The sequence below is a fragment of the Mycobacterium sp. C31M genome, assembly GCF_053345865.1.
This window is the reverse complement of record NZ_JBKFAX010000022.1, coordinates 47,428-71,651: the sequence shown is the minus strand read 5'-3', so window position 1 is coordinate 71,651 and position 24,224 is coordinate 47,428. Positions and strand designations below refer to the sequence as shown.

The following is a 24,224-nucleotide window of genomic DNA, read 5'->3' as shown; positions in this document are numbered from 1 at the left end:
GTTGTCGGTCACGATTCCGTTGTCTGTCGGCGGTATGCGGTTGGCAGAATGGTACCGCTGGCCCGCACCTGCCTGATCAGTCGTGCTTGACCTCGTAACGCAGCAGGACCGTTCCGCCGGGGAAGGTGCGGTTCTCCAGCAGCCGCAACGAGATCCAGGACGGCAGAGTGGGGAAGAACGGCAGGCCGCCGCCGACCGCGATGGGTGCGATCACGATCCGGAACTCGTCGACCAAGCCGGCCTGGACGATCGGTGCGGCCAGCGTCGCGCCGGCAATCTCCAGCTGGCCGTCGGTTTCGACCTTCAGTTTCGACACCACCGCGACCGGGTCGCCGCGTTCCAGACGGGAGTTCCAGTCGACCGATTCCAGGGTCTGCGAGAACACCACCTTGGGCATGTTGCACCAGACGCGGGCGTAATCGACGATCATCGGGGTGGCATCCGGCGCCTGATCGGCGGTCGGCCAGTACGCAGACATCAGCTCGTAGAGTCGCCGCCCGTAAAGCGATAGGGCGGTGTCCCGCTCGAAGTCGTTCCAGTACTGGTGCAGTTCCTCGCTCGGATCCGACCAGTCGATATTGCCCTGTGCGTCGGCGATGTATCCGTCCACCGAGACGTTGAAACCGTAGATGAGTCTGCCCATGCAGATCAGACTGCATCAGTGGGCAGGACTCATCGCGTGTTGTCAGCCGATCAGCTGTTGTCCCGCCAGGCGATGACCTCCTTCAGTGAACCCAGGTCGTAGTTGTTGTCGGCGGTGAGCTCGGTCTGGAACAGCGTCACGCCCGCCTCGCGGAAAGCATCGGCGCTCTGCGCGTTCTCCCAGAGTGTCGAGCGCTCGATATCGGCGCCGTCGCGGCCGAACGTCGCGGCCAACTCGTCGACGCGATCGCTGGACTTGCGGAAGGCGTCGAGTTCCTGGAACGCATGCCAGATGTCGGCGTGCCGGGCCACCGCGGGCAGGGAACGCTTGGGGCCGGTGCCGCCGATGAGGATCGGCAGTTTGCGTACGGGCGGTGGAATCAGTGCCGCAAGCCGGTTCTCGATGCGGATCAGGCTCTCGTCAAACAGATCGAAGCGGGAGCCGAACGTGCCGAAGTCGTAACCGTAGGTGGTGTAATCCTTTTCATACCAGCCGGCCCCGAGTCCGAGGATCAACCGGCCACCGCTGATGTGGTCGACGGTGCGCGCCATATCGGCGAGCAGGTCGGCGTTGCGGTAGCCGACACCGGTGACGAGTAGGCCGATTTCGGCGTGTGAGGTGATCTCGGCCCACGAGGCCAGTGCCGTCCAGCCTTCGAAGTTGGCGACATCGGGTTGCTCGTCGTACATGACAGGCTTGCCGTCGACGATGCCCTTCATGGCCGGGCGGTGGAAGTGGTCGTAACCGAAGATCACGTCGACGCCGAGGTCATCGGCGGCCAGGACGGCGTCGCGCCAGGTGGCGTAGTCGGGCGTGCCGCCGGGCTGGATCTGGACGGCGACGCGGACGGGACGGGTCATTGGAAGCTCCTGAGTCGTGGAAAGGGCGACTTCTGAGCCAAGTTCGTCGCGTGCGAGTTTATTCCGCGGCGGCGATTCTCGGTCTTTCAACCGGTGAACGCTCGAAAGACCGACAGGCTGTCCTCGTAGACGTGGTGTCGGGTGATGAGCCCGTCCGCAACCGTTAGATGCAAGGCAAAGGCGGCGTCGTAGCTACGCCCGGTGGATCCGGCGGTGTTGTGCAGCTCGCCGCGGACGACGGCGTCAGCGCCGTCCACCAACACGCAATTGACCTGCGCGGAACTGAGTTTCGCCACGTGATTGTCGGCGATCAGGCGAAAGTGATCCTCGACGCCGGCGCGGGTGATGCGCTGCTGAATCCAGGGGAGTACCTCCGCGTACACACGACGTGAGTTTGGCATTCCGCGGTGCGCCGAGCCATTACCTGCGAGGTCATCGTTGCTATCGCAGGATCGCCCGCGCCGCCCGCTCTGCGATCAGCATGACTGGCGCATTGGTGTTCCCGGACGTGATGGTCGGCATCGCCGAGGCATCGACCACACGAAGGCCGGCGACGCGGTACACCCGGCAGTCGGTGTCGAGCACCGTGGCCTTCGACTGCGGCACACCGTGTGCGTCGAAAGCTCCCATGGCACAGGTGCCCACCGGATGAAAGATGGTGGTGCCGAGTTCACTGGCCGCCTGTTGCAGATCGTCGTCGCTCACCAGCTGCGGGCCGGGAAGCAATTCTTCGGGGTGGTACCGGGCCAGGGGAGCGGCCGCCATGATCTGCCGCGTCATCCGCAGGCCCCGAACGGCGGCCAGGTGATCAGCCTCGGTCGACAGATAGTTGCAGGAGATCTTCGGGTAGGTCAGCGGATCAGCACCGGCCAGCTGTACGTGCCCGCGTGAGCTCGGACGCAGATTGCACACCGAGGGTGTTATCGCTCCGAAGGGGTGCAGCGGTTCGCCGAACTTGGCCAGCGACAAGGGCTGCACGTGCCATTCCAGGTCGGGGCTGGCCAGTGTGGGGTCGCTCTTGGCAAAGGCTCCCAGTGTCGAGGGCGGCATGGTCATCGGTCCGGAACGCGTCGACATGTACTGAATTCCCATGCCCGCCCGGGTGATCCAGTTCCGGTACAGGGTGTTGACGGTTCGGGCGCCGCGCACCTTGAAGACCGTCCGCAGCTGCAGGTGGTCCTGGAGGTTTTCACCCACTCCCGGCAGGTCGACGGTCACGGGCACCTGATGCTCGGTGAGCAGCGCGGCCGGGCCCAGGCCCGAGGTCTGCATCAGATGCGGCGACCCGATTGCTCCGGCGCTCAGGATCACCTCGCGCCGGGCCCGGACATCGACGACCTGACCGTCCTTGAGCAGTCGCACGCCGCTCGCGCGGTGTGCGGCCGTGGTCCACGCACCCTGGCGTTGACTTTCGGCGACCTGATCGTCCATCAACAGCTTCAGGGCCTGGGTGTGGGTGTAGACCGTGAGGTTGGGTCGGTGGGCGATGGGATGCAGGTAGGCATCGGCCATCGACCAGCGTCGGCCGCGGCGTTGGTTGACGTGGAAGTACGAGCTACCGGCGTTGTCGCCGCGGTTGAACTCGTCGATCGGCTCGATGCCCTCCGCGGCTGCGGCAGCCTGCCAGGCATCCAGGATCTTCCAGCGCACCCGGGGCGGTTCGACGCGGATCTCGCCGTCGGCGCCGTGCCACTCGTCGGCACCGCCGAAGTAGTCCTCCAACTCCTTGTAGATGGACAGTGTCTCGCCGTCCCAGAGCCAGCGGTCGTCGCCGGTGGCTTGGGCCCACAGCTTGTAGTCGCTGGCCTGGCCCCGCATGTGGATCATGGCGTTGATCGACGAGCACCCGCCGATGACTCGGCCGCGCGCGTAGAGAATGCTGCGGCCGGCGAGTCCGGGGTCCGGTTCGGTCGTGTAGCACCAGTCGGTGCGGGGATTGCCGATGGTGTACAGGTAGCCCACCGGCACCTTGATCCAGAACCAGTTGTCCTTACCACCGGCCTCGATCAGCAGCACCCGGTGATCAGGATTGGCGCTGAGGCGATTGGCCAGCAGGCACCCCGCGCTGCCTGCCCCCACGATGACGAAGTCGAATTCGGCGGCGGGGCTCATCTGTGTGATCGGTCCTCCAAGGCGTCGGTCGCGCGTCCAGTGTCAATCGGGGGAGTTCTCATCTTCCTCGTTGCGGCGACGCGCGGCCTCGATCACCTCCGGCGGGGCCGGTTTCTGCAGCCAGGCCCGCATCCGAACCAGGCCGCCGGCAATGGTGCCGACGGCGAGCAGGCCGACGAGGATCCAGAGCGCAGTGGACATACGACCATTGTCCGCCTGCGGGCAAGCAGTCTGGGGGGAAATCGATCGATCGGCCGGTTCTGAGGCCGACATGCACTCGCCCAAAACTGCTGGGGTGCAGAGCAGTTAGAGCATGCCCAGCGGTCGGCAGACATTGGACAGTGCGTTCCAGTATTGGCCGGGCGCACAGGCCTCCGCCGGACGCGGTGTCTGGCAGGTGTTCGTGATCGGGTCCCAGAACTGACCGTTGACGCAGTTGAGGGGCTCCGCTGAGCTGATGCCGGCACCGAACAACGACGCGGCAGCGATGGGAGCGGCGGCAATGATGGCGATGGTCGAGCGGACCAGAATCTTTTGCATAGGTTGATCTTGCCCGACGGGGTGGTTCCTCAAACCTGGTTGGGCCATGTTTTCCGTTTGCCGCGGGCCACGTCGCGGCGTCGCCAACAGGTGGTAGCGTTTCGCATCCCAGATCAGTACCGTACTCGCTGTGAGCAAGCAGATCGCCGTCCGCCTCCCAGAGGAGGTCGTTGACTTCATCGACCGGGAAGTGGATCAGCGGCACGTCGAGAGCCGGGCAGCATTCGTGCTGAAGGCGCTTGAACGTGAGCGACGCCGGCTGATCGCTGCCCGCGACGCGGCGATTCTCGCCAAGTCGACTCCAGAAGACGATGACTTCAATGCGCTTGCGGACCATGTTTCCAGCCTCGAACTGGATATCGATTGAGACCGATTCACGTCGCCCGACTCGATAAGGCGCGACCGGTTCTGATCCTCACTCGGGAACTCGTGCGGCCCCACCTGACCAGAGTGACGGTGGCACCGATCACCGGCACAGTTCGCGGGCTGTCGACTGAAGTTCCCGTGGGTGAGCGAAACGGGCTCGAGAAAGGTTCCGTCGTCAGCGTGGACAGCATTGTGACGATCCCGGTTTCAGCGTTGGGGCGTCAGATCGGGTTCTTTCTTCCTGACCAAGAGGAAATGCTGACAACGGCGATCCGTCACGCCTTCGATCTGGATTGACAAGCAATGCCGTGCCCGCGCGATTGGCGTTCGGCTCAGCCGTACCGCAGTACCAGCGCAGCGCCGATCGAAGCGAGGTGGTCGCGAACGCCGTGCGTTGCAGTGATTTCGAGCGATTCGGCGAGCCAGGCAAGTTCTCCCGCGAGGCTGTATTCGTCACGGCCGCGCACCACTACTTCTAACCGGCCGTCGGGCGTGGGAACGGGGCAGTATCAGTTAGGTCAGGTCACGGTGTGGGATTGAAACCCTTTGCTGCGCAGAGCAATATGCAATGGGATACCGGTAACCCTCAGTATTCGATTCCGTCGTATTCCTAGGCCACATCTGGGTCAGGGGGAGGTGGCACGGCGGTCTGAGCGCTTACTGGTCGTCAGCGTGTTGCAGACGCAGCAGGAGCACGGCGGCGGAATACCGGAGTCGGCCGAGGGGAGTGCGTGGGTCATAGCCGATTTCCCCGATCAGTGCCTCATATCGGGCTTGAATGCTGGAGTGATGCATACCGAGGCGCGATGCAGCGGATCGAATGCTGTCCGCTTCGACCAGGGTGCGTAGGACCCGCGATCCGAGAGCGTCCAAGTTGGCGAGTTTCGTCACGTCGTCATGCGGAAGGTCGGGATCGTGGGCACGAACCACCAGCAACGCGGCGCCGAGATCGGTCGCATCGACGACAGGATCGGCCGAATCGGTGAGGCGATAGGCGATGAGAGCTGCTTCCCATGACTCTGGTGCACGATCCGCGCGCACCCAGGTGCCAAGACCGGTGCGGCTCGAGGGATAGATGTCTCCGGACGTGTCGACCGTCGCGCGCATCATCCCGTAGCGCGTGGGTACGGCGGTCGTCACTGCGTCGGGTGCCGGCTGCCCGACGCTCGTGGCGAGGATACGGATCCGTGCGGTGGTGTCGATGCCGAGAAGGGCAAGTGACTGCTTGCGCGTGTCTCGCTCTGTTGCGGCGTCGATCGCGATGTCCAGGCCGCAGCCGGCCCATCGTCGGATCTCTAGGAGCTCGACCGCCAAAGCCAGACGCTCGACGATGATCTCGTCGTTGGCGCGCGGCTCACCATGCCTCTCGAGCCATACCCGTGTATCGCCGCAGGTGCGCTCAGGGTACCTCGTCGCCGCTTCATCGGCGTCCAGACGCTTTCCGACAGAATCATATCGGCTGATGTGACCGTGCCGCTCTGCGCCGGCGACTGCATCAGCAAGCGCGGATGCTGCACGTAAAAGCCCTTCGAGGCTGACACGGGCCACAGCGAGTCCGTCAAAGTACGCGATGACCTTGAGTGTTTCTGGCGAGTCGGATTCTAGGATGGGGCGCTTGCCGACGAGTCGGTCCATGTGCGCTCCAAGTGCTGTCGCTGCCGCCTATCGCCGGGGTTGAGATGCAGAGGAGCCTGGTTTTGCCGCGCTCCGCCCGGCGCTTCGCCGCATGGGGGAGTTCTCATCGTATCGAAACCGCGGTGTCGGTGGCGCTGCATGAACGGCGGACGGGAACGAGTGCGATCGACATCGGCGCGATGTGGTTTACTGGTAACCCTGCATATTCGATTCCTGCATATTCCTCAGCGCTGGGAGCGACGGATCATGCCAGTCGCTACGCCCGGGGCATCCTGATGCCGAGGAGGGAGAACAACTTATCTACCTGTTCGGGGACGTTCCCTGCTCCGAGGGAGTACTGAATGCGCGACAGTATCTCCTGATCCTCGAGAATTAGGAGCCTCCGCCGCTGTAGCTGTTCGGTACCCGGTTCAAGGATGCCGAGGGCGGCTTCCAGACTGGGCTGGACTATCACGATTTTCGCTTTGATCCCACGTTCGTCCAGGCCTTGCTGGATTCGCGGTCTTACCAGGTTCTGGTCGCCGTCCGCGATGACGAAGAGTTCTTGAGCCTTATCCGATTGTGCCAGCAGCGCTTCGGCGGTTCGCGCGAAGTTCGATGGTCCGCCCACGGGCACGACACTCTGACGCTCGGCCCGGGTACCCCAAGACCCGATTACGGCGGACAGGATACTCTCATCTATACGACCTTCGACGAGGACAAGTTCACGAGTGTCTTCGGCCCGACGACGCTGCACTCCCGGGTCGACCGCAAAGAACGGCGCTCCGGTTTCCGCAGCCACGCGCAGTTTGGCGCGGATTGCCGCGTCGATGGTGATGTCGTCACGCACGATAGCCCGCAGATCGTCGCCATCCATGAGGATGAGGTTGAGTTGCTTGCCTGCGATGAGGGCGTCGATTGCGTCGGGAGATACTCCGCTCATACTGACGAAGAGCCCAACGGTCCCAACGAGTTTGCCACTGATCTTCCCGGTAAATTGGTAGAGCGCGGAGGCCGGCTGAGGGTCCGAAGTCCATTTCGCCTCTAGAAGCATGGTCCGCTCGGCGATGACGAAGGAGCCGTCGATCTCTTCGCCCTTCGGGCGATACGCGAGGCGGGGAGACAGTCCGGCGTCGTCGAGCATCGCGTGCAGGATCTTTTCGAGCCGGCGCCCCCGCTTGGCTTTCTCCGCCGGGGTGGAGTCAGGGGGCAGCGCATCGAGATCAGCAAATTCTGCGCGCCAATTGAGTACCGAGGTCATAACCGCGAGGATCTCATGTCGACTCAACTAGCTTGTGCGGCCGGGGTGGGCGGTGCGGCAACTTCGCGCGATGCGCTGTAATAACCGGTCGCGGTCAGTCAGGATGTCGAGCAGATACACCATGGGAATCATCACGATGTCCGCAGGTAGACGGCCGGTATGTTCCGCGAGGATCTCTGCGTTTTCATTGAACCCGTGGGTAGTATTGCGGCGAGCATTCCATAGGTGAATGAGTCGCGACTCGATTGTCGCGTCGGGGTTCGGGCTGGGAGCGAAGAACTCGTCGGCAACTTGTTGCGCTGCTGCCAGTGCGCGATAGGCCGGAGCCATGACTAGCGGTTGGATCCGAGTGGGTACACGTTCTTCGATTGCTTTGATGCGCTTTCGGATTCGCGCCGGTGTCATGAGCTGGCCGATGCCGTTGGCGCCGGTGAAACTGTCAGCAAGTATGTCCATGGCTGGGAACATAAGCATGAGTTGTGCTGACCGGTCGCGGGGATGGTTGACGATCGCCCCGATACGGGTAAAGAGTTGTTCCAGGTTCAGCATCCAGCGTTGATGGGCCTCCGGGACGTAGTAGTTGTTGCCATCGAGATATGTTGTGGGAGAGAAGATATCGCGTATCGTCTTATCTACACGCGAGGCCCACCAGTCGATGGTCTCGGAGAAGACCGCCTTGTGCATGGTGGACGCATCGGCAATTTTTGCGGCGAAGTCGTGGGTGGGAGAGTGATGGATTAGCACCTGTAGGCAGTCGAGTTGATCGCGGCTTGCGTCGAATCCTCGTCCACTAATCAGCCGGCCGAAGGTGTAGACGATGACCTGTCCGACTCGTGGTACGCCGATTCCCCACATTGATGGGCTTTGACTGCCAAGTAGCGGAGCGAAGTAAAGGCCCCCAAAGACGGTGCCTTCCAAGAGCGCTCCCGACGACTGAAATGTCGCCTTGTCGGGATCCTTCTTGGACTCCTCGACTAGCTCGGCGGCGGTTGTGTGTCTAAGACGCAGAAGCACTTGAGGCAATTTGGACCAGCGATAGGCGAGAGGGGCAATCCGCACGTCGTGGACGGAGTGGCGGGGGAACAGCGGCTCAGTCGTACCATCGGCCCGCTCCAACGGTATAGCGGAGAGCACCGTGCTGCCCCATTGGACCGCGGCAGGGAGTTGGTTGTCGGGCACGGCAATCAGCGTGGTGATGATGCGGTCAAGACGCGCCGCCAGAGTGGGATTCGCGTCTAGGGTTTGGGTAATCTTTTCGAAGGCTTCGAACATGCTGACCGGCATTCCACCCGGCACCTCGGGGGTAGGCGCGGGCGATACATCGAACCTGCTGCGTTTTAGAGCCGGACCATGCAGCGTCTGTGCGTAGACCAGGTCCGTGTTTTTGGCGGAAACCTCCCATTCCGTATCCACACCGGAGGGGCGCTGTTGGACAACGAGGCCCAAGTGGTCGATGAATCCTTCTGGATTGTTGCCGAACATTTCTTGCGGGACAGAAATCCTCATGCTGGCCCGTCGCTTTCATACGAGCTTCGGTTAGCCTGGCTAGCGAACCAACGCGGGATCCCGCTCAAAGCCGGCGCGTAGAGGTCGTCGATGGCGCCCTGGGATGAGGTCGTCATGATGGATGGTCTGCTTCGATTGATGGAATTCTCACCTGGGTAGCCCTCCCCACCCCTTCTCATGGTTCTGACGGATCCTCCTGAGGTCTCCGACTGCTACCCCGAGCGACTGCGTCGAGGCGACTTCATCGTCGTGTGATCCCGGGTTGAGAATCCCCTTGATTGACTGCCACTTGCCAGCCTCGTCCTGGGACTGAACATGGGCCGAGATCTCTGGGATGAGGTCGCCGAGCATCTTGCCGCCGAGAGATACCACAGTGGTCGGCGTGCCATTCGCGGTCCGTGCCGCAGCGACGATTTGCTTGCCTAGACGCTCTGCTGCATCGCGGAGTGCGCTTGTTGCCGCTTTGCGGCCTGCGACGGACGTGTTCGTCAGATGTGCCTTAGCCTCGGCCAGTTTGCGACCAACGAAGTCGTGCTGGTTAGTGATTTGGCTACCTTCCAGGCCGGGAGGTAGCTCAACCCGATAGTGGAGCGGCTCGCGGTGCTGATGTCGTCCTATTAACTCAGCCTCGACCTTTGGGTCATGGGTGAGCAGGATGACCTGCACTCCCTCGTCAAGCAGCGTATCGATGGTGTTCGCGGCAAATGTGACCTGGTGGTCTGGGTCGTAGCCCGGCAGGGGGTCGTCCAGGATGACGAACGGACTGCCAAGAAGCTGCTGGCGAGCAAGAAAAGCAGATAGTCCTAGTGCGTTGAGTTGGCTATCGCTGAACACCCCGACGGCGTCTCGCACTTGCGGCAACGCTTCTTCCGATACCGCAAGTTTTGCAGTGAGGTTCACGAATCGCCGGCCTGATGCGCGGCGGTCGACGCCACCAAATCGTACAAGTTCGTTGGGGCGGAGCGTTGCCCACCATCGCCCTATCTCAGTGCCCATAGTCTCGAAACGGTCATCGAGGAGCGCCTGCTCTGCTTTTTGGATGGCCCGGCCGACTGCATCTACCCGTTGCTTGACCTTCTTCCGCTGAGCCTGAACTCGCTGTTCGTGAAGCAGGTCTTCGCGATGCTCAAGAAGATTGAGTACCTCGCGCGTCCCGACTGGCAGTACTGCGGTTTGCAGCTTCTCGCCGAGCTCCTCATGTAACTCTTCGACCAGCTTCTTCAGCCCATGCATTTCTTTCGACACAACGGCACCGCAGTCGCTGACCTGTTTAAGCAGCGACGGGAGGTCGTCCTGGATTGCCACGCGCTGCTCGACCTTTCGCACTGCTGTGTCGATCGAGACCTTGATGTTCATCCGGGTCTCTTCCAGCTGCTGCAGTGCTTCTTCGGCTCGCGCCACATACCCACGAGCTGAGTCGTTGGAATCCAGAGCCGGTCCATCGTTGTGCTCGGCCGTAGTGAGAACTTCGCGGTGCCTCGACACGTCTGCCCATCGTTGGTCCTGCCAACGCTGAGCATCTGGAAGGACAGTTCGCAGCGCTGTACCGACTCGATCCACGGCGGTGAGGGCGGCGTTCAATCGCGCAATGACTGTCCGAGCTGCTTCCTGCACATCCGAGGAAGCCCCAAGCTGCATGCGGATCTGCTCTATGCGGTCCGGATTAAGGGTTCCTTCGTCGCAAACAGGACACGGCGCTGGCTCCGTGAGGTCGGAATAGTGTTGGTGGTTGAGGACAGCGGCGAAGATCGGAGTCAGTCGTGCGACCTCGGCATCCACGGCTGCGAGCAACTCCACGTACGAGGTGATGCTCTGCGTCAGTTCGTTGGCATCTACAGCCTCAGGCAACCGTTCCAGGTCGGGGGTAAGCGCGCCGATCGGAAAGACCTGTTCCTCTGCACGAGCGATGACACGCCGCAAGGCAGCGATCGCTTCCTCAGCCGTCGTACCGGGCACTTCCGGAATCAGGGCAGTGGCCGCTGAAACGACAGCCCCGGTAAGCGTCTGCTGGTCATCGGCCTTGGATGCCTTGCTGATTGCTGCCGAAGCACCTACGTTGCCCTCGGCGAGGCTGCCCAGGGTCGCCAAGCTTGTGATTCTAGGCAGCGGGGGCAGGCTCGCCACTCGCTCCTTCGCTCGTGTTGCAGCACTTCTAACGATGTCGAGATCCGTCAGGTCGAGCAAAGAACGGAAATATGCCGCCCGCTTGTTCGGTTCGGTTGAGAGCACGTAGCGCAGATTGTGTTGCAGCAGCACCGGGGCCGCGAGCGGCGGGTCACCAAAGGGAATGTCCAGGCCGTTGAGATCCGCTGCCCGTTGGCCGTCAACGGTCAGGTCGCTCGTACAGTCAGAAGTCGCCGAGTAGTCGGCGGTGAGTACCCTCCGCACGGTCCGCACGGCGCCATCGGCGCACCGTATGTCCGCCTCTACCCAGACCTCGGCATCCCCCGCCGGCAGGTGGACGTTGGCGAGCATTCGGTCATACTCCGCCTTTGCTCCACCGAAGAGGTCCCTGCGACTGCTGCATCCAGTGAAGAGGAACTCGAGCGCCTCCGCGGTTGCAGTCTTACCCTGACTGTTGTCACCCTTGATGACAGTGAGCGGTGTGTCGAGTTCGACCTCGCGCACTTCAGTGCCGTACGACCGGAACCCTCGGATGCGTAGGCGGAGAATCCGAACTGGGTCACCGTCCCCGCCCTCACACCCTGTGGCCATGGGGCACCTCCAACCAACGATCCACTAGGCCGTCGATACTCGTATTCACGTCTTCGGCGGACGCCACTGTTGCCAACTCTGCAACGAACTGATGGGCGTCCTCCGCGGTGCCATCAGTTGGCAACTGCGCGCGGAGGTCCTCCAGATTCGGTATCAAGTCGCTCACGCTTCTCCGTCCTCGAAGCCTCCGGCCACCTGTTCCCTCAGGTGATCGACGTAGTCGGAGTTGATCACTCGGCTACAGCGAGGACGCTTGCCGCTGTTGATGTCCTTGACGTACTTGGCTAGCAAGGCCGGGTTCTGGCCGGACCAGCCATTGGCAAGCGCCCATCCCTGCATAGCATCAGCGTTCATGGGGATGCTCGCGTCGTGGAGCGCGAGGAGCACGCTAACGACGTCGTCCTTCTCATAGCCCGCCCCGATCGTATTGTTGTGGTTGATCGTCAGCGTGACGCTCTTCATCGCCTCGATAACCACGGGGTTCAGCCGCGGTGTGAGGTCCTCCCACTCGGAACCGTCGCCGAGGACGTCGGGCCGCATCTGTGTCACCCACGGCCTAATCCGGTCGGCGTTCCAAGTGATTACACACAGGCCCCGGATCATGTGGCTGCTGAACCGGAGCAGCTCGCCGATGTCGTCCATGTCCGGCCAGGCCATCAACACGGGACCATGGCCAGGCACGTACGCGCCGCCTCTGCCGGTCACGTGCTCGACATAGGAGTGGCGGCTAACGAGTCTGTCCAGTGCGTTGCAGTTTCGCAGGTTGGACTTCAGCTTGGTCCACACTGTGAGGGTGTCGCCTTTTTCCATATGAGACGCGCACCAGCGAATGGCTTCACCTACACCGTTGTCGTCATAGCTGGCCACAGCCGTGGGGTAATCGACCTCGGCATCGAACATCTGTAGCTCCTGCTCCGTTCTCGGGACTCAACACGTTAGCCACGGGCACCGACAGTTCTGGTTTCAGACGACTGCGGTGTCCGCGGGTTCATCAATTGCCGGCTGCGTAGTGGCCCCATGGCTGTGCGGCCAACGTTGCGTGCCGATGGACCACCTGGTCGCTGTAGCCAAGCATTTCGGCCACGACAGGAGGAGGCACCTGGGTGACCAGTTCTTGCAGTGCAGTGTTACGCGCCCCCAATAGGTCGATGCCGAGCCACCGAAGACGATCCATCAGTGTGTTGGGGTGCAGATGCTCGCCAGATCGATATCCCGGAAACAGCCAGGGATTGTCTGCGCCTGCTGTGCGGAGATTCGGCCGGTTGGTGATGTGGCTCTTGACTAGTTCAGCAAATGGCTCGGGAACGGGCGACGGCGTGACGCCGAGCTCAATCGACAGTCCATCGGGAGCGACGAGCACCTTGCTCATCGGAATGGCTGCGATCTTCACGAGTGGCTGGGCGTAGAGCAGTAGCAGCGTTCCTGCTACGCGATAGGGGAGTGATTCGCTGTCGCCGGACAGAAGCTCGCGGATCCACTCAAGTCGCTGGTCCTGCGTGAGAACCCGGACCAATTTTGCCTGACGATGTCCGAGCGTGATTGATCGGTTCACCCGCATCTTTTGGCACCAAATGATGAACGTCCGGATGAGGTGCCGCGTTGTTGGACCGGTGGTGACCCAGAGGTCCACATCTTGCTGTGTGCAGTTGGCTATCGTTCGTCCGTGTTCGGCGCGAAGCCACTCGAGGAACTTCAGTGCTTCTGTGATGTCCTGCTTCGAGGCGTGAACGGGCCCTCGGGTTGAAACCCCAGAAAGTGCCAAGTCGTTGATCCGCCTGAGGTGGTGCCATGTGGCGAATTGCCTTAATGGCGTGGCAATCTCGGGATCTGAGACTGGGTGGAGCTTGTCCTCGATCCACCGCTCGAAGTAGGCGAGATACTTGTCACGTGCGGGAATTACGTCATGGTGCTGCAGGATAGCCCGTAGGTGGTCGACGTGCCGGCCCGCGGGCTCGTACTGGTCCAGGCCGTCGTGGGTGAGGGGAGTGGTGCCATCTCCGAGAGAGCGTAGGAGTCCTTGAACCTTGTCCGATCGCTTCCACGTGATGATGCTCTCGGCGCGATCAGCTGCGCACAGGGCGTCGATGAGTTGCGTGAAGCTCGTGGGAGAGTCCGGGTGGAGGAACGCCCGCTCAAGGTCTTCGCGGACGCGGCAACGTGCGCATACGTTGCCGCGGTAGGGTCGTCGCTCCTCGTTGCATGACGTGCAATAGAAGTTCTGGCGGATACGGGCGCAGTCTCGACACACCGCTTGATCGCCGATGTCCAGTCGGCCGGGCAGGAGGCGGTGGAATCCGCAGCTGGGGCAGTCGCCATAGAGGATGGTTGCTTCGTAGTAGCAGGAATTGCAGATGCGGCCGTCTGGCCATGTTGCTGCCGTGCGCCGCATCTCGCGGTGGCAGCGAGCGCACTCCATTGATCCGTCGGTGACTTTTGGTCGTCCGCGGACGGTATTCCGGCGTTGCGGCTCAATCGTCATCGCTGAGAATCCGAGCACGCTTGGGGCGGATGGCCTTATTAAGTTCTACGACGTTTTCTCGGCCAGCGCTGGCGGCCTTCTTGCGAGCGTCCGCAGCGGTAACCGTGACGAGATCGTCTGGGCCGCAGTCGAAGATGTCGCAGAGCGCGGCGATGAGCTTCAGAGAAACTCGTTCGGGTCGTTGGTGGACGAGCCGGTAGACCTGTGGCCGTGACAGCGTGATCCCGCGTTCGTTCAGCCTAGGCATGAGATCGGTGCTGTTGTGCATCTGGGCGCTTGCCATGAGCTCGGCGAGGCGCCATTGGTAATCGACATCGCGTTTCATCCGGCGCCACCGTTCTGCGTCGGAGACAGCGCGGCAGCGATGGTGGCGTCGAGCGCGTTTCGCAGTGTCCGGGTGCGGTAGTCGCTGCTGACACAGCTATAGATCGCTGTGGTCGACGCGTGCTCATGACCCATTTGGTGCTGAACGAACATCGCATCCCAGCCGGCTTCGAGCAAGTGCGTCGCATAGGACCGTCGGAACGAGTGGAGATCGAGGCCGGGCGAGAGGTCGAGATCGTCACAGTAGCGGCGGAACCGCCTGATGAGTGTGGTTTCCGAGACGAGATTTCCGCGTTCGCTGGGGAACAGGTCGATCCCGTCGTCCATATGGGGCTGACCATTCTCCAGCCAGTCGACCAGCACTTCGGGCGTCCAGTCGAAGACTGTCAGGACGCTGCGCCGCTTTGGCGGGGAGCCCTTCTTCGCTTTGCCGTACCGCACATGAACCAGGCCGAACTTTCCGAACTCCTTAGCGTGGGGGTTCCTTGCGAAGTCGACCGTCTGCAAGTGGGCCAGTTCGTTGAACCGCAACCCATACGAGTAGGCGATCTTGAACATCACGGAGTCGCGGTATGCGGGCAGCCAACCCTTTCTGCCCGAAGCTACGACGGCAGATACCTGCTCGTCGGCATGATCGAAGAAGTCTTGCAGTTCGCGCTTGGTGAATGCGCGTTTCTCGGGTTGGGCCTCGTTCTCCTGGACGTGTCGAGCGGTGTTCCAGTCGAAGAAGACTTGGGATGGGTGGGTCCCGAATAGTGCTTCGCAGACGCGGTCCCAGCCGTAGTCCGGACTGCTGACATAGGAGCAGAACTGTCGCAGGCCGACCTGATACGAACGGATCGACGACTGGGCGAGTTTGTGGATACTGCGAAGATCGCCGAAGAACTCGTCGACCACGGCGACGGTCCAGGTCCATGGGAACTCGTTCGAGTGCTCGATGAAGCGCTGCACCTGCTTGATGCGGGCGTCGATAGTCTCGAACTGCAGATTGCGGCTGAGCTGCTGGTTGCGCCAGCCTTGGAGCATTTCGGCGACTGTCTGTTCTTCGGGGTGCAGGGGCCTGACCGCGTCAACGAGATATGCACGTCCGACGTCGTCGACTGCCACCCAAAACTCCTGCCATCTGGTATCAACAGATGAATCAATGATTCATCTGTTGCATCATCAAGTCAAGACCCCAGGTCAGCGTGTCGCCGGAGCGGCTACGGGCGTAGCGGGGATGGCTGCCGATACGAGTCCGCAGAGGGGGGACGGTGGGCGGAAAGTGTTGCGACGCTGCCGAAAACGACGGGAGGAGTGGTGGCCGGCAAGCGGCCCGGCGTTGATTCACCTGATGCAATATGCAGTACTTCACCTGACATAATGTAGATTATCGGCGAAATGTTGACCTGGGGTTGAAGTGGCTGCCGCCCGGATCGGACACTGTTGTCGGTTTGCAGTTGATCTCCGACTTTTTCACCAGTCCGCTAACCAGCGCACAGAGCTTTTCAGTCTTTCGCCTACCAAGTTGTACTTCTCGTGACGCTTCCGCGCTTGTGGCGTGATCGGCTTTCGTGCCGAGTCCGACAGCAGCACGCTCACTTTCGGCGCACTTACCCAACCCTCCCCGCCGCCGACATATTTCGTCACTGTGACGTATTGACGATTGCCTGCCTCTGCTTCCCCCAATAGTTTGCGCGCGTTCGAGTCGAGTCAGTCTGTTGAATCAGCTTCCCAGAAAGCGACTTCCACATCTGGGAGTGGTTCATCGAACTCGTCTGAGACAGAAATACCTGGGAGCTGTCCGAATGTTCGCTCCGGCGGCCTTGAGGCTGTAGCCGGTTCATCGCTGGCCTGCCCCGCTGCCATCCCCTTCTGTTCGGAAGGATCCGAGAAATCGTGGTTCGTTGCCGGCGGTTGGTTACACATCCTGAGAGACTCGAAATTCTTCCGTTTGGGTGGACAGTGCCCAGCGCAATCCTTTTGTCACTGTGACGCTTTCGGCTCTATGACCTTCCTCTTGTGGTTCGTGCTGCTTGTCACACGCGTGCGCCATTTCACTCGGTGGTGATCTCGGTCTCGATAGGAATCCGCAGTTGGGTCGCGATCGGTGTGTATAGGTCCACGCCCTGCTCGGGGGTTCTGAGCGACAAGATCAGCGAGTAGCGCACTGGCACATCAATCCGATCCTGTCGCCTATTGTTCTTCCACCACCCTCCTGCAGCGGAACCGCGATCGTCGGCCTGCTGGCCGGGGCCCGCACCCTGTTCGGAAACGAGTCCTCGGCCGAGTACTACGAACCGTCCGCGCCGTCCGAACACCTCGACCAGCACCACGGCCACACGGTGTTCTTTCGCACGCGGGAGTCCAAGGAAGCCGTTGCGTTCCCGGACGTCCCGTGGGCGCAGGAGGTCGCCAAGGACTACGCGAACCTGAACGGGCAGCTCAGCGAGCCTGGCGTGGACAACGTCCCCGGCCCCGTCGCCGGGCGTTTCCGTACGCCGGACCCGGAGATCCGCCGGCGGATGCTGGTACCCGCTACGCACTTCTGGGAATACGGGCAGTGGCTGGACCCGTACACCCAGGGCGAGGAGATCCGCGACCACCTCCTGCGGGCCATCTACGGAACCTTCGCCAACGTCAAGCAGATCGAGCCCGAGACCTACACGAACCTCGCGCTGGACTGGGTGGCCTTCGTCGCGGGGCAGGGCGAGTTCCGGCGCTACCTCGGCGACTACGTTCTCACCGAGAACGACATCCGCGCGCACCGGGAGTTCCCCGACGCCATCGCGCGGAACTCCGGCGCGTTCTGCCTGCACTACCCGATCGACAAGGACTACGACTTCCGACTCCGGGACTGGAAGTGGGACACACGCGACGGGCTGCCCTTCGACGTGCCGTTCCGGTGCCTGTACTCGGCGGACCTCGACAACGTGATGATGGCCGGCAAGCACATCAGCGTCACCCACATCGCCGGTTCGGTCGCCAAGTTCATGGGCAACGGCGCCCAACACGCCATCGCCACCGCGGCCGCCGCTGCACTGTGCCTGAAGCACGGGGTGACACCGCAACGACTCGCGGCCGACCACATGGATGAACTCCAACGAACGGTGGCGGGGCTGACCGAAGCTGGCCTGGGAAGTACACGGCCCTAGGGACCGGTGAGATGCGCGAGACGTTTCACCTGCCCGCGACCGGTGAGGCCCATCGCCACGACGCGTGGCAGGAAATGCTGTCGACGACCCATCTCCGTGGACCACACAGCCGTCGGTGCCGAGCAAGGAGTTCGACGCCGCCGTACAGCGTTGGTGGATCGACGATCTCGCCCTCGTCGACTGCGTCTGCGGCCCGAAGTCCGGCACCTGGCAGCGGCGCCACATCGCCGACACCGACGGTGAATTCTTCGTCGTCATGATGAATCTCGTTGGTCGCGAGACGATCTCACACGGCGATGACTCGGTCCGCATAGGGGCGGGCGACGTCGCCTTCTGGGACAGTTCGCTCCCCGCGAGGTTCGCCGTGCACGAACGGCTTTCTACGCGAAGCCTGATCGTTCCGTTCTCGGCGATCGACGAGGTCGGCGGGAAGCCGTGGGCGGTCCCCCGAAACGATGGTCGGTCCGCCTTCGCCGTCGGTGCAGCTCCTGACCGTGTACCTGGATACCCTTGCGCAGACCCTTCCGGCGTTGTCGCCTTCGGAGATCGTCGCCGCTCACAACGCGACGCTGGCATTGTTGATCGGGGTTCTCCGTCCTGACACGGCCGGAGTGAGTTGCCATGGGGGTCCGGCCTTGCGGGCGGTGATCGATAGATACATCGAGCAGAACCTCCTCGGCGGTGAATTGTCGCTGGACGCCATCGCGAAGGCTCACTCCGTGTCGGTTCGGACGGTGAACAGGGCGTACAGCGCGACCGGACAGACCGTCGGGGCCCTCGCCTACCGTTCGGCGCTGATCCGTTTGGCCTAGGCCAATTCACCGCCGTTCAGCCGGGTCGCCGAGCCTCGGAGAGCTCACTGGTGGTGGCATATGCATTTTGACTCCTACCGACGCTCCCCTTGAGCATGCGCCCACCCGACCCACCCCGTCCAGATCGCGATTTCGCGGGCATCTTTGCTGAGGCACTACGGATCGAGGGCGATCAACTACTGAGGCGCATTTGCGACGATCGGAATAGCAATCCGATGAGGAAGCCGGGTTCTACGAGCACTTGCCCATCGAGCCACGATCGATGGCACACAATGGAACCCACCGCCGGCGTCTACTTCCGAGGCGCTGACGAAAAGCCGTGTCGCTGTTCGCTTCGGGGAGTTCCGACGTCACCAACGTACGGGCGCGAAGTTGCCTCCAGCATGAACGGTTGGAGCACGGCACGCTGCCGGTCGGTGAATCCAAGCATCCCGAACCCGAGATACAGGCCGGAGGTCACTCTCCGAACGTCATCGAACAGGTTCACCACGCCGTTGACGGTGTCGAAGGTGCGGTAGTCGAGTTGGAACGCCGGACGTCCGTCAATGTGAGAAGTCCCGATGAGTGTGGTCATCGGATCGCTGTACTGCAGACGACCGGTCACCGCCCAGCGGTAAACGTTGTAGCCGCGACCGGACGTCTCATCGATCTGCCGGAAGCCCTTGCGCTTCCAGAGATGGAACACGTTACGTATCTTGACGGCCGCGAGAGCATCGCGAAGTAGGCCAGGCTGATCGAGGCCGGTGCCGGCGAACTCGCCGTTCATCTCCGAGAGCGTCGGCGCTTCCAGGGTTTTGAACAGCTCGACTAACTCGGCGTGCGGCATCGACGTCAGATCGGTGGCGCGGAAGTCGGACAGGGTCATGACGAAGCTTCTCCCTCTCGTGATGATGTGTGGTGTACCTGCGTATGCGGTGCACATGTACGGTCACATGCAGAGAGTCGGCAATCTAGGTGCCGTGCACCCAGATCAGGCCTGCCGTGGTGCAGAATGCACTCCAGCAAAGGGTTTAGTGAGCTTCGTCGTCAGTCTCGTCAGAGAGTGCACCCCGCCAGTGCTTGATTTCCAAAGCCATGGCGATGTTCAGTGCGTTGTCTTCGATGGTGCGCGGCAGGAGCTCGTCGGCGTGTTTGACCCGGCGCAGCACCGTGTTCCGGTGGCTATACAAGCTGTCAGCAGCTTTTGACGCGTTGCACTGGTGACTCAGATAGGCGCGAACCGATTCACGCAGCTCCGGATGGGCGTTCTCCAACGGGCCCAACGTGTGTGCGACGAATCGGTCCGCTCGGTCCGGGGACGAGGTGAGTAATAGGACGCCTTCGACGTCGTCGAAGGTCGCGACCCCGTGCGGAGTATTCATCCGCGCCATCATTCGCTGAGTGATGACGGCATCCAGATGCGAGGTTCGGAATCCGTCGAGCCCATGCCCGTGCGATCCGACGGCGACCTTCCACCGCGAGTCCATGCCGACCACGCTCTCCAGGTTCCGCAGCTGGCCTATGTCAATTGCGCCGAGCCAGGCCCACACGGTGCCTGGGCTCGCGACCACCCGCACCATGCTCGTGGCACTTAGGTGTTGTGACACGTCGTCGGCTGCCCGCTCCAATTCCGATAGCCGAGGTGATGCATCCGTGGTCCACACCACGACCGCGGTGTGGACCTGGTTCAGCCGATAGCCCAGGACTAGCTCGGTCGAGGGTAGATCCGCGTGACCACCGTTGATGAGTACCGAAGCCGCCTCCAGCTTCTTGGCTTCCCGGCCGCGGAGGAACTGCTCGCGTTCATCAGTGATCTGGGCGGTCAACCCCGTGATCGTGGCATCGATGAATGAGCCAATAGAGGCGGCGGTGATGTCGAGCATGGCTGCCAAGACGTCGCTGTCCGACGTGAGCGAAAAGGCGATCTTCATCCATCGGCGCCACGCGATGTTCTGCCCGAGTCGGTAGGAATCGACGATTGCCTCGGTTTGGCCTCGATAGACCATCGATCGAGCTGCCTCGTTGAGGTCGTCGAAGAGTGGCCGTACCGGCTCTCCGGGTTCGGCCAGATTTGCGGCGGCCCAGTGCCGGAGAAGTCTGCGTGTGTGCCGGATCACCGATGTGCGCAGGACCGGGTCTTGGGCAACGGCCTGCATGTCGGACGCCGAGAAGGCTGCCTGGTCGATCTCGTCGAACCAACTGGGCGGCGCGTTCAACACCGCGTCGGCGCCGCGTCGGATCAAGTCTTTCACTGCAGGACTGCACTCGCACGCATCCACCTCGCGATCCTATGCGGCCGTGATGCACAGTGCACTCAAGATGGCCGATTCTGGGGCGTGAGCCAATTCCATTCACCCGCTGCGGAAACGAAATATGTCTAGTCGTCCTGTCCGAGTTCTGTAGGAGCAATCATGAAGTCCACCTCGCGAAGCGCGGTCTCCATCGCGCGGATGCGGCGCCAGATCGGCGCGATCAAACGCTCAGGCGATCGGAGCGCCGAGCTACGTGGCGTCACCGCCCCGACCCTGGTGATCCACGGCGACCAGGATCGGATGGTGCATCCCAGCGGCGGCACCGCGACACAGCAAGCGATCGCCGGAGCACCTTTGCACACGATTCCTGGTATGGGACACGACCTTCCGGAAGCGGCCATCGGGCAGATCGTCGATCTCATCGCCGATCACGCCTCTGCAGATGCATCCGCAACCACGGGCAAGCAGACCGCGTGGGGACGACAGCGAAACTTCCTCCACCAGTGGAACTGACTTCGATACGGATCAAACGACAGACGCACGGCCGCGCCTGTTGACAACACCGACGCACAACCGGTTGGTTCGGGCCTCGTTGATCGCATCGCAGCATTGGGCAAGGCGCTACTGAAACGTGTTCCCACGCAACGGCGCGATTCAGGGCGCGGAAGTATGCCTTGGTGACTTCGTCAGGATCGTAGTGAATAGACCAGCGGCCCGTAGCTTTTCCTTTGCAGAGGCCCGCGATGTTCCGGTAGCCATTTAGTGCTCATTTAGTGCGGGTTGTGCCGCGTCGTCAAGCTCCAGGACGGGTTGGCCATTGTTGACAACTGGGGCTTACGATGGCCCCAGCGAAGTCTCAAAATATCAATAACGGCGTTAGTCTTCGGGCATCGCCGGCTTGGATACCCAGCACGTTCGCGATCGCCGTACTGACCGGAATGCGCCCGATCCAGATCGGAACTCATGCGGCCAGACACCAGACCTGCCGGCAACGACGCACTCGAGCCTTCACAGATTGCCGGCTGGCGGTCGCTGTAAACACAGTGTGTATCAACGTCCCGCAGTGATCACGCAGGAAGGAACACGACGGCGTCGAGGCCGTCCAACACCACCCAGCACTTCTGTGTTGTTGCTACGCCCGCAACAAGCCGACGGCGACGGTCTTGCCAGAACTCATTGTGGATGGCAGCACTTACCACAGACCTACCGATTACTTCCGGCAGCACCACGACTGCTCAAGCGCACCGCGTATTGTTTTCACACACTTAACGCCGAACGTGAATCCGGTCGCGACCGCGCGTACGCGGCCGGCGTTGCGCAATTTGAGACCGACGCAGTTTGACCCGCCTGGCCTAACCGCCGACTCACCGTTGCTTCAGACCTGATTGCCTCTGTTTTGACATAGTGGGTTCGCCGGGCCGCCTCGATCGCTCCGATGTGGGTTTCGGCCCACATACGGAGCTCATCGAGGGTGGCGACGAGGGATTGGCCCAGTTCGGTTAGCCGGTAGTACACATGGTGTGGCCCGGAACGGGATTCCGGGCGGCGGTCTACCAGTCCATCTCGCACCAGATCGCGTAGCGTCGCTGAGAGCATCTTGCGGGATGCGCCCTGGGACTGTCGATGCAGCTCGCCGTAACTGAGTTCCCTTGCACCGGTGAGGAGTTCGAATACGGTTGCGACCCACTTGTTGCTGATGCTGGCGAGCAGTGCCTGCAATGGGCCGATGTCTGGTCCGCTCTTGCTCAGTGGGTGAACCTCGGCGGTGGACATGTCAGAACACCGCGTCGTCGAGGTCCATGATCTCGCCGTCGAGAGCACTGAGGACGGCCCGGGTGGCTGCCAGGCCCGGCAGGGTGGTGCGTGCGAAATATTGCGCGACCGCGACTTTGCCGCGGTAGAAGTCGACGTCGGCGCCGGATACACCCGCGTAGAGTTTGACCAGTGCGATCTGCGCGTGGTGCAGCAACTGCCAACCGACAAGGAGATCACCGACGGCCAGCAGGAACCGGACCGAGCCGAGACCAACTTTGTAGAGTTCGGTCGGCTGTTCCCCGGCGCCCAGCAGGTGCGTCGTCAGGGTCGCGACCATCGCTTCGACGTCACCGAGGGCGGTCTCCAGGAGTTGGCGCTCGTTCTTCAACTGTTCGGTGCCGTCCGGGGTAGCGAGGAACTGGCGGATGTGGCCGACAATGTGCGAGAGAGCCTGACCACGATCGCGAGCGATCTTGCGGAAGAAGAAGTCCTGCGCCTGGATCGCGGTGGTGCCCTCGTAGAGGGAGTCGATCTTGGCGTCCCGCACGTATTGCTCCATCGGGTAGTCCTGCAGGTAGCCCGATCCGCCGAGAGTCTGCAGGGACTCGGTGAGGTACTGGTAGGCACGCTCAGACCCGACGCCTTTGACGATCGGGAGCAGCAAGTCATTGACGCGCGCGGCGAGATCGACGTCGGCACCTGAAACATGGTGTGCGACATCGGCATCGTGGTGGGCTGCGGTGTACATGTAGACGGCTCGTAGGCCTTCTGCGTAGGCCTTTTGCATCATCAGGCTGTGCCGCACGTCGGGATGGCGGATGATCGGAACCCGCGGCGCGGTCTTGTCCGCCATCTGCGTCAGGTCCGCACCCTGCAAACGCGTGTTCGCGTAGTCGAGGGCGTTGAGGTATCCGGTGGACAGCGTGGAGATCGCCTTCGTGCCGACCATCATTCGTGCAATCTCGATGATGTCGAACATCTGCGCAATACCGGCATGACGCTCGCCGACCAGCCAACCTTTCGCGGGCCGGTCATGGCCGCCGAAGGTCAGCTCGCAGGTGGCCGAGCCTTTCAGGCCCATCTTGTGTTCCAGGCCGGTGGCGTAGACGCCGTTGCGTTCACCCAACTGACCGGTCTGGAAGTCGAACAGGAACTTCGGCACGGCGAACAGGCTCAGCCCCTTGGTGCCAGGGGCGGCGCCCTCAGGACGGGCGAGCACGAGATGGACGATGTTGTCGAAAAGGTCATCTGAATCGCCGGAGGTGATGAACCGTTTGACGCCTTCAATGTGCCATGAGCCGTCGGACTGCAGGATCGCCTTGGTGCGGCCAGCGCCGACGTCCGAACCGGCGTCGGGCTCGGTCAGCACCATCGACGATCCCCAGTCACGGTCCACCCACAGCTTCGCCCAGTGCTTCTGTTCCTCGGTGGCATGCCGGTAGAAGACATTGCCGAAGGCAGCACCCATCGCATACATGTGGGACGACGGGTTGGCGCCCATCAGCATTTCGATCAGTGCCCACACCACCGGCCGAGGCATCGGTGTGCCGCCGAGTTCTTCGGCGATGCCGATCTTGTCCCAGCCAGCGCCGTAGCTGGCCCGGTAGGCAGTTTTCAGGCCTTCGGGCAGCCGCACGGTGTGGGTGTTCGGGTCGAATGTTGGTGGGTTGCGGTCGATATCGGCGAACGTCTCCGCCACGGGCCCTTCGGCGATCTGCCGCAGTTCGGTCAGCATGGTGCGCACAACGTCGGAATCGATGTCACCGTAGGCATCCGAGTCGAGAATCTCACCGAGGTTGAGTACCTCGAAGAGGTTGAATTCCAGGTCTCTGAGGTTGCTCTTGTAGTGGCCCATGAGGGTCCTTTCGTGGT

25 protein-coding genes are annotated in these 24,224 nt (G+C 62.0%); 6 read left to right on the top strand and 19 right to left on the bottom strand.

The window, feature by feature from the left end; translation table 11 throughout:
• Nucleotides 1-76 precede the first annotated feature (76 nt).
• The 6 genes from ACLBYA_RS27280 to ACLBYA_RS27255 form a co-directional block, all read right to left on the bottom strand.
• On the bottom strand, nucleotides 77-643 hold the full coding sequence (locus tag ACLBYA_RS27280) for a dihydrofolate reductase family protein (RefSeq protein WP_447712595.1): 567 nt from the start codon (nucleotides 641-643) through the stop codon (nucleotides 77-79).
• A 50-nt stretch (nucleotides 644-693) separates the two neighbouring features.
• Nucleotides 694-1,503 carry an LLM class F420-dependent oxidoreductase gene (locus ACLBYA_RS27275; RefSeq protein WP_447712594.1) on the bottom strand — a complete coding sequence of 270 codons (810 nt, stop codon included), beginning with the start codon at nucleotides 1,501-1,503 and terminating at the stop codon, nucleotides 694-696.
• An 86-nt stretch (nucleotides 1,504-1,589) separates the two neighbouring features.
• Nucleotides 1,590-1,886 carry a nuclear transport factor 2 family protein gene (locus ACLBYA_RS27270; RefSeq protein WP_447712593.1) on the bottom strand — a complete coding sequence of 99 codons (297 nt, stop codon included), beginning with the start codon at nucleotides 1,884-1,886 and terminating at the stop codon, nucleotides 1,590-1,592.
• 58 nt (nucleotides 1,887-1,944) lie between these two features.
• On the bottom strand, nucleotides 1,945-3,615 hold the full coding sequence (locus ACLBYA_RS27265) for a GMC family oxidoreductase (RefSeq protein ID WP_447712592.1): 1,671 nt from the start codon (nucleotides 3,613-3,615) through the stop codon (nucleotides 1,945-1,947).
• 42 nt (nucleotides 3,616-3,657) lie between these two features.
• A complete protein-coding gene (locus tag ACLBYA_RS27260; protein WP_447712591.1) occupies nucleotides 3,658-3,816 on the bottom strand; it encodes a hypothetical protein in 159 nt (52 codons plus the stop codon).
• A gap of 105 nt (nucleotides 3,817-3,921) precedes the next feature.
• Complete coding sequence (locus tag ACLBYA_RS27255) at nucleotides 3,922-4,155, bottom strand: hypothetical protein (protein ID WP_447712590.1); 234 nt, start codon at nucleotides 4,153-4,155, stop codon at nucleotides 3,922-3,924.
• A gap of 130 nt (nucleotides 4,156-4,285) precedes the next feature.
• Here ACLBYA_RS27255 and ACLBYA_RS27250 point away from each other — a divergent pair, with 130 nt between their 5' ends.
• Together ACLBYA_RS27250 and ACLBYA_RS27245 are read left to right on the top strand one after the other, a co-directional pair.
• The gene (locus ACLBYA_RS27250) at nucleotides 4,286-4,522 is read left to right on the top strand and encodes a YlcI/YnfO family protein (protein WP_447712589.1); all 237 of its coding nucleotides are present in this window, start codon (nucleotides 4,286-4,288) and stop codon (nucleotides 4,520-4,522) included.
• Entirely contained in the window at nucleotides 4,519-4,818 is a 300-nt protein-coding gene (locus ACLBYA_RS27245) for a type II toxin-antitoxin system PemK/MazF family toxin (protein WP_447712588.1), read from the top strand. Before ACLBYA_RS27250 ends, ACLBYA_RS27245 begins: the two co-directional genes overlap by 4 nt.
• Before the next feature lie 360 nt (nucleotides 4,819-5,178).
• Here ACLBYA_RS27245 and ACLBYA_RS27240 read toward each other — a convergent pair whose 3' ends face one another.
• The 9 genes from ACLBYA_RS27240 to ACLBYA_RS27200 all read right to left on the bottom strand — a co-directional run bounded on the left by ACLBYA_RS27240 (nucleotide 5,179) and on the right by ACLBYA_RS27200 (nucleotide 16,735).
• The gene (locus ACLBYA_RS27240; protein ID WP_447712587.1) at nucleotides 5,179-6,156 is read right to left on the bottom strand and encodes a hypothetical protein; all 978 of its coding nucleotides are present in this window, start codon (nucleotides 6,154-6,156) and stop codon (nucleotides 5,179-5,181) included.
• Nucleotides 6,157-6,412: 256 nt separating this feature from the next.
• Nucleotides 6,413-7,396 carry a restriction endonuclease gene (locus tag ACLBYA_RS27235; RefSeq protein ID WP_447712586.1) on the bottom strand — a complete coding sequence of 328 codons (984 nt, stop codon included), beginning with the start codon at nucleotides 7,394-7,396 and terminating at the stop codon, nucleotides 6,413-6,415.
• A gap of 27 nt (nucleotides 7,397-7,423) precedes the next feature.
• Nucleotides 7,424-8,902, bottom strand: a complete 1,479-nt coding sequence (locus ACLBYA_RS27230) for a hypothetical protein (RefSeq protein WP_447712585.1) — start codon at nucleotides 8,900-8,902, stop codon at nucleotides 7,424-7,426.
• Nucleotides 8,903-9,049: 147 nt separating this feature from the next.
• Entirely contained in the window at nucleotides 9,050-11,617 is a 2,568-nt protein-coding gene (locus tag ACLBYA_RS27225; protein WP_447712584.1) for an AAA family ATPase, read from the bottom strand.
• Between the two features lie 162 nt (nucleotides 11,618-11,779).
• Nucleotides 11,780-12,517: a hypothetical protein gene (locus ACLBYA_RS27220; protein WP_447712583.1), complete on the bottom strand. Its 738-nt coding sequence runs from the start codon at nucleotides 12,515-12,517 to the stop codon at nucleotides 11,780-11,782.
• Nucleotides 12,518-12,608: 91 nt separating this feature from the next.
• Nucleotides 12,609-14,096 carry a recombinase XerD gene (locus tag ACLBYA_RS27215; protein ID WP_447712582.1) on the bottom strand — a complete coding sequence of 496 codons (1,488 nt, stop codon included), beginning with the start codon at nucleotides 14,094-14,096 and terminating at the stop codon, nucleotides 12,609-12,611.
• The gene (locus ACLBYA_RS27210; protein WP_447712581.1) at nucleotides 14,086-14,421 is read right to left on the bottom strand and encodes a helix-turn-helix domain-containing protein; all 336 of its coding nucleotides are present in this window, start codon (nucleotides 14,419-14,421) and stop codon (nucleotides 14,086-14,088) included. The genes ACLBYA_RS27215 and ACLBYA_RS27210 overlap by 11 nt, the downstream gene beginning before the upstream one ends.
• Entirely contained in the window at nucleotides 14,418-15,527 is a 1,110-nt protein-coding gene (locus tag ACLBYA_RS27205; protein WP_447712580.1) for a tyrosine-type recombinase/integrase, read from the bottom strand. The genes ACLBYA_RS27210 and ACLBYA_RS27205 overlap by 4 nt, the downstream gene beginning before the upstream one ends.
• A 929-nt stretch (nucleotides 15,528-16,456) precedes the next feature.
• A complete protein-coding gene (locus ACLBYA_RS27200; protein WP_447712579.1) occupies nucleotides 16,457-16,735 on the bottom strand; it encodes a hypothetical protein in 279 nt (92 codons plus the stop codon).
• Between ACLBYA_RS27200 and ACLBYA_RS27195 the strand changes: the two genes are divergently transcribed.
• The 3 genes from ACLBYA_RS27195 to ACLBYA_RS27185 all read left to right on the top strand — a co-directional run bounded on the left by ACLBYA_RS27195 (nucleotide 16,634) and on the right by ACLBYA_RS27185 (nucleotide 18,366).
• Nucleotides 16,634-17,554 (top strand): FAD-dependent oxidoreductase, encoded by a 921-nt coding sequence (locus ACLBYA_RS27195; protein ID WP_447712644.1) that lies wholly within the window; start codon nucleotides 16,634-16,636, stop codon nucleotides 17,552-17,554. The genes ACLBYA_RS27200 and ACLBYA_RS27195 overlap by 102 nt on opposite strands.
• Nucleotides 17,555-17,669: 115 nt before the next feature.
• Nucleotides 17,670-18,155, top strand: coding sequence for an AraC-like ligand-binding domain-containing protein (locus tag ACLBYA_RS27190; RefSeq protein WP_447712578.1), 486 nt, complete (start codon nucleotides 17,670-17,672; stop codon nucleotides 18,153-18,155).
• 34 nt (nucleotides 18,156-18,189) lie between these two features.
• The gene (locus tag ACLBYA_RS27185; RefSeq protein WP_447712577.1) at nucleotides 18,190-18,366 is read left to right on the top strand and encodes a hypothetical protein; all 177 of its coding nucleotides are present in this window, start codon (nucleotides 18,190-18,192) and stop codon (nucleotides 18,364-18,366) included.
• 292 nt (nucleotides 18,367-18,658) lie between these two features.
• On the opposite strand, the gene ACLBYA_RS27180 is transcribed toward ACLBYA_RS27185, so the two are convergent.
• Together ACLBYA_RS27180 and ACLBYA_RS27175 are read right to left on the bottom strand one after the other, a co-directional pair.
• Nucleotides 18,659-19,231, bottom strand: coding sequence for a hypothetical protein (locus tag ACLBYA_RS27180; protein ID WP_447712576.1), 573 nt, complete (start codon nucleotides 19,229-19,231; stop codon nucleotides 18,659-18,661).
• A 145-nt stretch (nucleotides 19,232-19,376) separates the two neighbouring features.
• The gene (locus ACLBYA_RS27175) at nucleotides 19,377-20,597 is read right to left on the bottom strand and encodes a PucR family transcriptional regulator (protein WP_447712575.1); all 1,221 of its coding nucleotides are present in this window, start codon (nucleotides 20,595-20,597) and stop codon (nucleotides 19,377-19,379) included.
• A 159-nt stretch (nucleotides 20,598-20,756) separates the two neighbouring features.
• Here ACLBYA_RS27175 and ACLBYA_RS27170 point away from each other — a divergent pair, with 159 nt between their 5' ends.
• Nucleotides 20,757-21,110 (top strand): alpha/beta fold hydrolase, encoded by a 354-nt coding sequence (locus ACLBYA_RS27170; protein WP_447712574.1) that lies wholly within the window; start codon nucleotides 20,757-20,759, stop codon nucleotides 21,108-21,110.
• 744 nt (nucleotides 21,111-21,854) lie between these two features.
• Here ACLBYA_RS27170 and ACLBYA_RS27165 read toward each other — a convergent pair.
• Nucleotides 21,855-22,370, bottom strand: coding sequence for a winged helix-turn-helix transcriptional regulator (locus tag ACLBYA_RS27165; RefSeq protein ID WP_447712573.1), 516 nt, complete (start codon nucleotides 22,368-22,370; stop codon nucleotides 21,855-21,857).
• A gap of 1 nt (nucleotide 22,371) precedes the next feature.
• Nucleotides 22,372-24,207 carry an acyl-CoA dehydrogenase gene (locus ACLBYA_RS27160; protein ID WP_447712572.1) on the bottom strand — a complete coding sequence of 612 codons (1,836 nt, stop codon included), beginning with the start codon at nucleotides 24,205-24,207 and terminating at the stop codon, nucleotides 22,372-22,374.
• Between the last annotated feature and the right edge of the window lie 17 nt (nucleotides 24,208-24,224).